The sequence below is a fragment of the Duganella phyllosphaerae genome (assembly GCF_001758785.1).
Classification (GTDB): domain Bacteria; phylum Pseudomonadota; class Gammaproteobacteria; order Burkholderiales; family Burkholderiaceae_D; genus Rugamonas; species Rugamonas phyllosphaerae.
This window is the reverse complement of record NZ_LROM01000050.1, coordinates 98,571-105,783: the sequence shown is the minus strand read 5'-3', so window position 1 is coordinate 105,783 and position 7,213 is coordinate 98,571. Positions and strand designations below refer to the sequence as shown.

The 7,213-nt window shown below is 54.5% G+C and carries 6 protein-coding genes; 2 read left to right on the top strand and 4 right to left on the bottom strand.

Annotation, left to right across the window (positions count from 1 at the left end; translation table 11 throughout):
- Positions 1-547: 547 nt before the first annotated feature.
- The 4 genes from DUPY_RS04460 to DUPY_RS04455 all read right to left on the bottom strand — a co-directional run bounded on the left by DUPY_RS04460 (position 548) and on the right by DUPY_RS04455 (position 4,263).
- Positions 548-2,416 (bottom strand): hypothetical protein, encoded by a 1,869-nt coding sequence (locus tag DUPY_RS04460; RefSeq protein WP_141749419.1) that lies wholly within the window; start codon positions 2,414-2,416, stop codon positions 548-550.
- A gap of 68 nt (positions 2,417-2,484) precedes the next feature.
- Positions 2,485-2,643 (bottom strand): hypothetical protein, encoded by a 159-nt coding sequence (locus tag DUPY_RS28300; protein WP_167359025.1) that lies wholly within the window; start codon positions 2,641-2,643, stop codon positions 2,485-2,487.
- Between the two features lie 187 nt (positions 2,644-2,830).
- Positions 2,831-3,241 carry a hypothetical protein gene (locus tag DUPY_RS27740; protein ID WP_141749418.1) on the bottom strand — a complete coding sequence of 137 codons (411 nt, stop codon included), beginning with the start codon at positions 3,239-3,241 and terminating at the stop codon, positions 2,831-2,833.
- Between the two features lie 14 nt (positions 3,242-3,255).
- Positions 3,256-4,263 (bottom strand): ParM/StbA family protein, encoded by a 1,008-nt coding sequence (locus DUPY_RS04455; RefSeq protein WP_070246629.1) that lies wholly within the window; start codon positions 4,261-4,263, stop codon positions 3,256-3,258.
- Between the two features lie 931 nt (positions 4,264-5,194).
- Here DUPY_RS04455 and DUPY_RS04450 point away from each other — a divergent pair.
- Together DUPY_RS04450 and DUPY_RS04445 are read left to right on the top strand one after the other, a co-directional pair.
- Positions 5,195-6,436 (top strand): phage integrase N-terminal domain-containing protein, encoded by a 1,242-nt coding sequence (locus DUPY_RS04450; RefSeq protein ID WP_070246628.1) that lies wholly within the window; start codon positions 5,195-5,197, stop codon positions 6,434-6,436.
- Between the two features lie 13 nt (positions 6,437-6,449).
- A complete protein-coding gene (locus DUPY_RS04445) occupies positions 6,450-7,124 on the top strand; it encodes a hypothetical protein (protein ID WP_141749417.1) in 675 nt (224 codons plus the stop codon).
- The last annotated feature ends 89 nt before the right edge of the window (positions 7,125-7,213 follow it).

Below are 7,213 nucleotides of genomic sequence, written 5' to 3'. Positions count from 1 at the left end.
CCGGTATCGTGACCAGTGATTCCGGTCACCCCATCAAACTGGGCACGATGGACCGGAATGGGTGGGCGCGATGGACCGGAATCGCTGGGCACGATGAACCGGAATCAGTGGGCACGATGGACCGAAATACCCAGTAATTTCGGATTAATCGAGAACGCTAGGAAAATGAGGGTGAGCAGGATTGACCCAGAGCTGACCGCATCAAGCTGCTGTCTTTCTAAGCCATAGGCACGCGCTGGCAAAAATCCATCCACGCCAGAGCTGCGGCTGACTGATATCAAGGCCAACGGCGCGGCTCGGGGCGTCTTCGCGTGCCCGCATTGCGGCGGCAAGAGGGGCTTTCAGACCAACGTAATGTTCAAGGCCATTCGGATGACTGGCTGGGATGGTGATGACGTTGACACTGAAGGCTATGTGTTGGCGCCGACCGAAAACTGACCCAAGTGTTCACTACTCTTGCCTAATCATTAGGCAGGAGAAATAATAGGTGATCACCATGGAAATGTTAGGCAAGAATCGACGCCAACACTGAGTTGGCTCCTTCAGTTCATTTATGTGGTACAAGTTGCGCCTCTTTCGCCCAACTTTCCTGCTCGCGCAGGTCGATTCCATAAGGCGGCTCGGGCCAGTCTTCGCCACAGCCCTCCTCGTACTCCATTGATGTTGTCCAAAAGCATTTGGTTTGTTCTGAAAAAGCCTCTCTCCAGCGGCTTTCGTCATCGAGTATCGCTTGTGCTTGTGCTGATAGGGGCTCGCTCTTCCTGCGCTGCTCGACGGCAGCGACTGCGGCAAGATACTCCCAGTAACGGCATTGATGGAGCGGCATGCTGATGGAATCGTCGTAAGGATGCGGCTGCCATCCGAACCAGCCGGTCAGCGCTGTAGCTCCTTCAAAGAGTGTGAGTGCCTCAGCGGCCACCTCCCCGCATAGACCGAACTGCCTCCGCACGAATTGATGGTGAAATAGGTGCGCATATTGCTGTAGGGCAGCATGACGAAGGCGTCCGTTGCTTTGCGCTTGCGTTTCCCTTAGCCATTTCGCGTAAGACTGCACTAGAGCAGCTGGGTGACTGTGGCGGCAGTAATGCGCCTGCCATAGCTTCGCTACAGTAGGATCCCGCATCAAGTTATCGGCCTGCGAGGCAAGCGGGCTTGTCGCAACTGCGGCCTGCAGTTTGGCCCAGTGCGCGTCGCAACCCTCCATGCGTAGCGCGAAGCGCAAGTGGTAAAGCTGGAAGTCAGTGGAGACTCTGCTACCCTCGATGATGTCAAAAAACTGCTGAGGCTTATCATCGTAGACAGCCAGGAGTCTAGTGATGGCTCGCGTTTCCTCTGCGGTGAATGATGAGCTTCCCGTCAATCCACTGCTCGACGCATATGGCTGCTTTCGGTGCTCAAGTTCCCATTCCAGCTCCAGGCCGTTCAGATGCGCCCACTGCTCCCGTGAGCCTGCTCGTTGGACATCGTGCACAGCAATCGCGAACATTCTTCCGACGAATACGTTGCGAACCTGCTTCCATAAATCGCCGTATTCACATCGCCCTGCATTTTGGGGCCAATGCAAAATGGCTTGCGGCAGTATCGCATCCAGAGACTGCTGGTGCTCCCAGGCATCGTTAGCTGACTCGTCGGCTTGTTCATTTGCCCATCGTTCATGCCCCGAGAGTGATTCCGCAAATTCCTGCGCCTCCATCCTCTTCCGATGGAATGTTCGCATTGCCGATTGACGGCGTCGGAGCGCGATCGCGACGCGGATAAACCAGCCTCGAGCGCAAGCTGCGTCTTGCGCGATAGCTGAGCAGGCATTTCTATCCGCATTCACCAAGTCGTCCAGCGCGAGGTAAGCATCCGCCCTTGATACAAACTCAGATGCACTTGGCAAGCCTGTCCGCGCCTTCGTTTCACTCGCCTCCTGCACTTGCAGTGCATGCAGCGCAAATGGAGCAATAGTAGGTATCTCAGTATTCCTGGCAGCCAACAACCTCTCATCCAGCCTGTCTACCTTTAAATTCAAATGAGCGTCAGCAAGAACGGAGCGCACTGACGAGATACGATCCAGCCAGTAGCGGTAGATATCGAGGCGTTGCTGCATGCTTTGCTCGACATCATTCAGCCGTTCGTTCAAGATATTCGCATCTATCGCACCAGTGACGACGTCTATCACCGTGGTTGTCTCACCGCTGAAGAGCGCATCGAGGTCCAGCAGGTTACGCACGAGGTTGTCAGTATCTGGGCCACGTAGCTGTCCCAGCTGTTTACGGCGACCATGTGTATTCCCCGCAGTCGCGCCTTCAAATAGCTGTTCCTGGTACAAATACTTGTTCAGCGCACTCCGTAAATACATAGGGCAAGGCACTTTGCCTGTCAGTCGCTCGATCGTTGCCAAAACTCCGTCATTATCCTTTTTTCTTGCCATTGCACACTCCATTTTGGAAGCGGGGCCCGCAAATTGATGCTGCCCGCCCCAAGATATTGCCTTCTATTTTATTTGCGTTCCACGGCCGGTTGCTGAATGGCTCTGCCTTTGTCATGCACCGGGCTTGTGGGATTTACCTGATTCGAACGATTGTCATTCACCTGCTTGTGCGTGATGTTGTTCGGGTTATGCTGGTTAGCGTTATGATCAGCTCGTTTTTGGTTCATTAAATGCTCCTTTTAACGTTGATGGAGCTTGCAGTGTAATTATGTGACCGTAACAGAAAAGCATTTTCTCGCGGTTCTGCCTCCAGCGGTCCAAATCCGTTCGTCGATGCCCATTTCGGGTGCTTTTCAGACTTTCCTTTCTGTGCTTATTTAGCCTGCTGATTCAATCGATCCTCCGATTGTCCGCCTAGGTTTGAAGCCATCTCGCAATAGGTGAGGACGAACTGGATGTCTCTTTCTGAGCCAGTTTGCCTGGTGCTGGTACGGGCTTTGCCGTTTCGCGAACTTGGGTTGCGCTCGCAGCCTCGACTAGGCGCGGCGCTCCGGAAGTGCTTGGAGTAGCCACCGTCGGTTCTTCCCGCCCACTTCGGAACCTCAGCCATGTCGAGATGGCATGGATCTGCTGTTCGATGTCACCTGCTGGATGACCTATCGCCGCGATGTATCGCTCCAAGGCCAGGCGCACGAGCTTGCCTCGTTCGCGCACTGGCGTCATCGCCAGCAGCGTGTGGACGTCCGGCGCCTCCTGAAAAGTCAGGCTGATGCGAACGGTGATCTCGGTGCCGATTTTCGGCGGCTTATCCATTGGTGTCGACATGGCAGATCCCTGGATCAGGACTGCAGCAGTGACAGCAGTCCGAGACGGCAGAAGCCTTCCGCGACCATCATCCGCGGCTCGTCGCTGGTGACAGCATTGGGATATCGTTGTTTGAGTCCATCAAGCATCATTTCAGCTCCTCCACCGCCAATGATGATGCCGTCCAACCCGGCCGCCCTTTGCCCAAATACCCGGTTCGCTTCATCCATGACGACCGCTTCGAAGCCTGCTTTCGCCTGATTGAGCAAGGTAGAGACGTCGACGCGCTGCCCGAAGTGTTTGATGCTTCCGCTGCGTACTGCTGCATCGACCACGTCCAGTGATGTTGGCAGCTTGGCCTGCGCCAGCGCGCTGGACATGCCGTCGTAGACCAGATGCATGCCTGCGCACGATATGGCCGCGTACTCCATCATGGAGCCGCGATCGCAAAGCGCGAAGTCGGTTGTGTAGTGGCCGATTTCGATGACGCCCCAGGCCTCGTTGTCGAGATCTCGCTGTGGGTGGAGACAACCGTTATTTTGAATCGAGAGCCACTGCAGTGGTGCATCCGCCTGGCTCTGCACCATTACCTTGAGCGTTTGGCCGGGTAGTAGGCGTGGAGTCAGCAAAGCCACGATGCGGTTGCGGAGCGTGTCGCGCTGCGACCCGACGAACTTGGCCGGCAAGCCCATCACCAGATGCATCCTTGCCGAAGGATTGCCGAACGCCTGCATGGCCTTGCGCCATGCTCCCAGTACCAGTGCATCGTGCTGGGGACTCTCGATCCAATCCGCATTTTGTCCCGTGTACACTTCTGAGCGGCCTTGCCGCAACGCGGTATCGCCGAAGAAGTATCTGCACCCATCCACCTCGACAGTCTCGAGCTCAGCTTTTTGTCGTGTCTGCTCGTTCGTCAGCGGGATCGCGGGGATCACGACAGTGGGAATCTGAAACGAATGACGCTCGTCTGGCGAAGCCAGCGAGGCTGCGCGTATTTTGAACATTGAGTGGCCTCCATCGATTGCGATTGAGATGTTTTCCATTTAGAACTCCAAGTGTCAGTGAAAGATTTAATGTAAAGCGCAAGCCGGCGTACGCAAGTCAGGTTTCCCTCGTGACCTGAAGATGCAACCGGAACCGGGAAGCAGTCCGTGTCGAATATCGAGGTTCGAAAATGCGCCTTTATTAGCTATCACCAAGTGCGGAAATCCAGACAAGCGGCGCAGCAAAAAATGTGTCTTGACACGCTAGCTACGCTTGTATAAATTACGCAGCGTCGGCCTTCGGCATTTTTGTTCCCCCGCAATTTCAAGTTGTTCTGTCCAGAGAGAGAACAGCTTTTCGCAACGCCAAGCGTCTGGCATCGCTCGCTTTCATCTGATCGCGAGCACTCATCACAATCAAAAAATCCAGTTCTTACTTGGCCAAGTCTTGTCTGCAAGGCTCTACAGGCAGGTACAGAGTGATCCCCAAAAGATGTCGTTATCTGCTTTCCAGCGCAATGGCAGGGAAAACCCGATCACAGATCGTCCTTCCTGCTTGAGTGGTTAGCGCAGACGGCCACGCTACAGCCATATCTCCATCCCTTCTTCGCTCCGAAGAGCACCAGCCTCCAACACGTCAACTGCAAACATCGTGATCGGGTTAGTTCCCCCTCAGTCCGCATGTGCATCAGGCACGGCGCCTGAGAACGTCACGCCAGCTCTCACTGGTTTTCCCATAACTGGAGGCGCGCACCCTCAACGCCCGGACCTAATCCGGGAGTGCGCAGCGAGAAACTGCTCAATGTTCAATTCTTTTCCCAGGAAGAGAAACCGAGTACCGCAAGGGCTCGGCGCATTCGTGGTTGGCAGTAAGGTCCACTGATGTGAAACCGGCTTATTTAAGACGGGAACCTTACCCCCGCCTGCCTGTTTTATCTGCCGCGCTTCCGCGTCTGCTGATAAGAGGTATCGATGGTTTTTTGGAGGACATATGTGGCAGCAAAAAGTGAACGACATCATGAAGCTAGCAGGCACACGCAGAGTCAATGGCAAGGTGTCGTCCGAACGCACCCAGACACTCACGAAAGAAGTTTTATATGCATCGATCCGGCGGCTACATGTACTCGGTTACAAAATTCAGGATCCGAAGAACCTCGGTGAACGGCATATCCAAGTGCTCGTCAAGCACTGGTGGTATTGCCAGCACAAAAAAGCCAAGACCATCCAGAACGACCTGTCCCGATTACGGGTTTTCTGCGCAATGCTCGGCAAGCCAGGAATGGTTGGCGCCGTCCAGAAATATCTGCCGGATGTAGATCCTGAATTGTTGAAAGTGCGTTCGGCCGCACGAACCACGAAGTCCTGGTCAGGACATGGCATTGATCTGGTCGAGACGTTCCGCAAGGTTGACGAGCGCGACCCATGCCTCGGTCTGATGTTACGCCTTGAGCTGGGCTTTGGACTGCGACGCGAAGAGGTCCTGAAATGCAATCCACACGTTCAGGACTACGGCCATTACCTGCAGGTTTTTCCGGGGATGGGCAAAGGCGGTCGTTGGCGAAATATTCCCATCGCGTCACACGCGCAGCGTGATTTGCTCGACTACGTCAAAGCACGCGTGTCGAAAAACAAAGCGCTTGGTTGGGGGTATTCCCGCTCAGGTCAGACAGCCAGTCTGGAGCAGAACATCCGCCGCTATGAGAACTTGATGACGTCATTCGGTTTCACCAAAGCCGATGCCGGCATAACAGGACATGGATTGCGCGCGCAATTTGCCGAGAACCATGCGTTGCTGCTCGGGATGATCCCGCCCACGATGGGTGGCACGGCAGGGCAGCTGGATGGCGCCGATAGCGGCGTCGTGAAGGCGAAGGTAGCGCAAGCATTGGGACACAACAGGGTGTCTGTGACGAGTGCGTATATCGGTTCCTCCGAGCCGTCTTCGGCACCTTTTCCGGACAGCGATCAAGGGATCTTAACGATTCAGAAAGCACTTCGAGTTCTTGACGCTGTTGCACTTCCCGAAGTCCCAGCCGATCGGTTGGAGGATTGTCGGCTTATTCAGGAAATGATGGCTTGCACAGGCCTGGCTTTGACTGCAGACCAGGCGCATATGTTGTTTGCGAAGCATGCCCGGCGTCACGGGGTGGAATGGATGTCTCCTGGACTGGAGACTCCTCTGGCGCTGCGCACCAGCGCTGAAGCGATGTTGAACGATTTTTTGTTGTGTTAAAAGGAGAAGTAGAGTGAATACCAATCGCGATATGGAAGTGAATGAAGCGGCGAGGAATTTGTTGATCAGCGCGTGTCCCGTACAGCTTGGGATGCCAGCAAAGCTTATACGGAAGCTTGTCCACGGCAAGTATTCATTTCTTGCTGCTGAAGACATGTGTAGTCTTTCCAAAGATGGATGGGACCTTAGCATGCTCGACGAATACCTGGATAAACAGGGGTATGTTTTTTCCTGGGGAACGTTAAGCGAGGTATCGAAGCCGAGTGATCCCGATGACGACAAGAGCCCGGCGATTTTGCGCTTTGAGTTCATGCCAATCGAGCTCCTGCTGGCTTTCCCGCAAAGTGCGCAGTTGGAAGACCTTTTCATGTGGCTGTACCGCAACCATCCCCAATATTATCCCGAGTTCGACTGTGATGAGGGGGGGGAGAGCTGGTCAGTCATTTCGTTTCAAAGTGAAGAGGGGGGTGGAGAAACGCTAAGGTCCTGGCTTGCCAATGTGTTCCTTCCACTCATCTGGCATGACCTGCTTGGCGAGGCAACACGGATTGTTCAAGAGAAGATCAAGGCAGCTGTCGCCCAGTCCCCGGATGGGTCGTTTCATGAACTTCTTGTCGAACACGATCGGTGCCAGCTGTGCATTGATCCTGCTGAGCTGCAGTTCGAGGTTGATGCGTTTTTAGAATAGGAATAACGGAATAGCTGGCCAGAGATGCTGCTGATTTTCCTCATGTTTAACCGGGGTTAAAATACTGGCCATTTTCGTGTTAGTGCCCG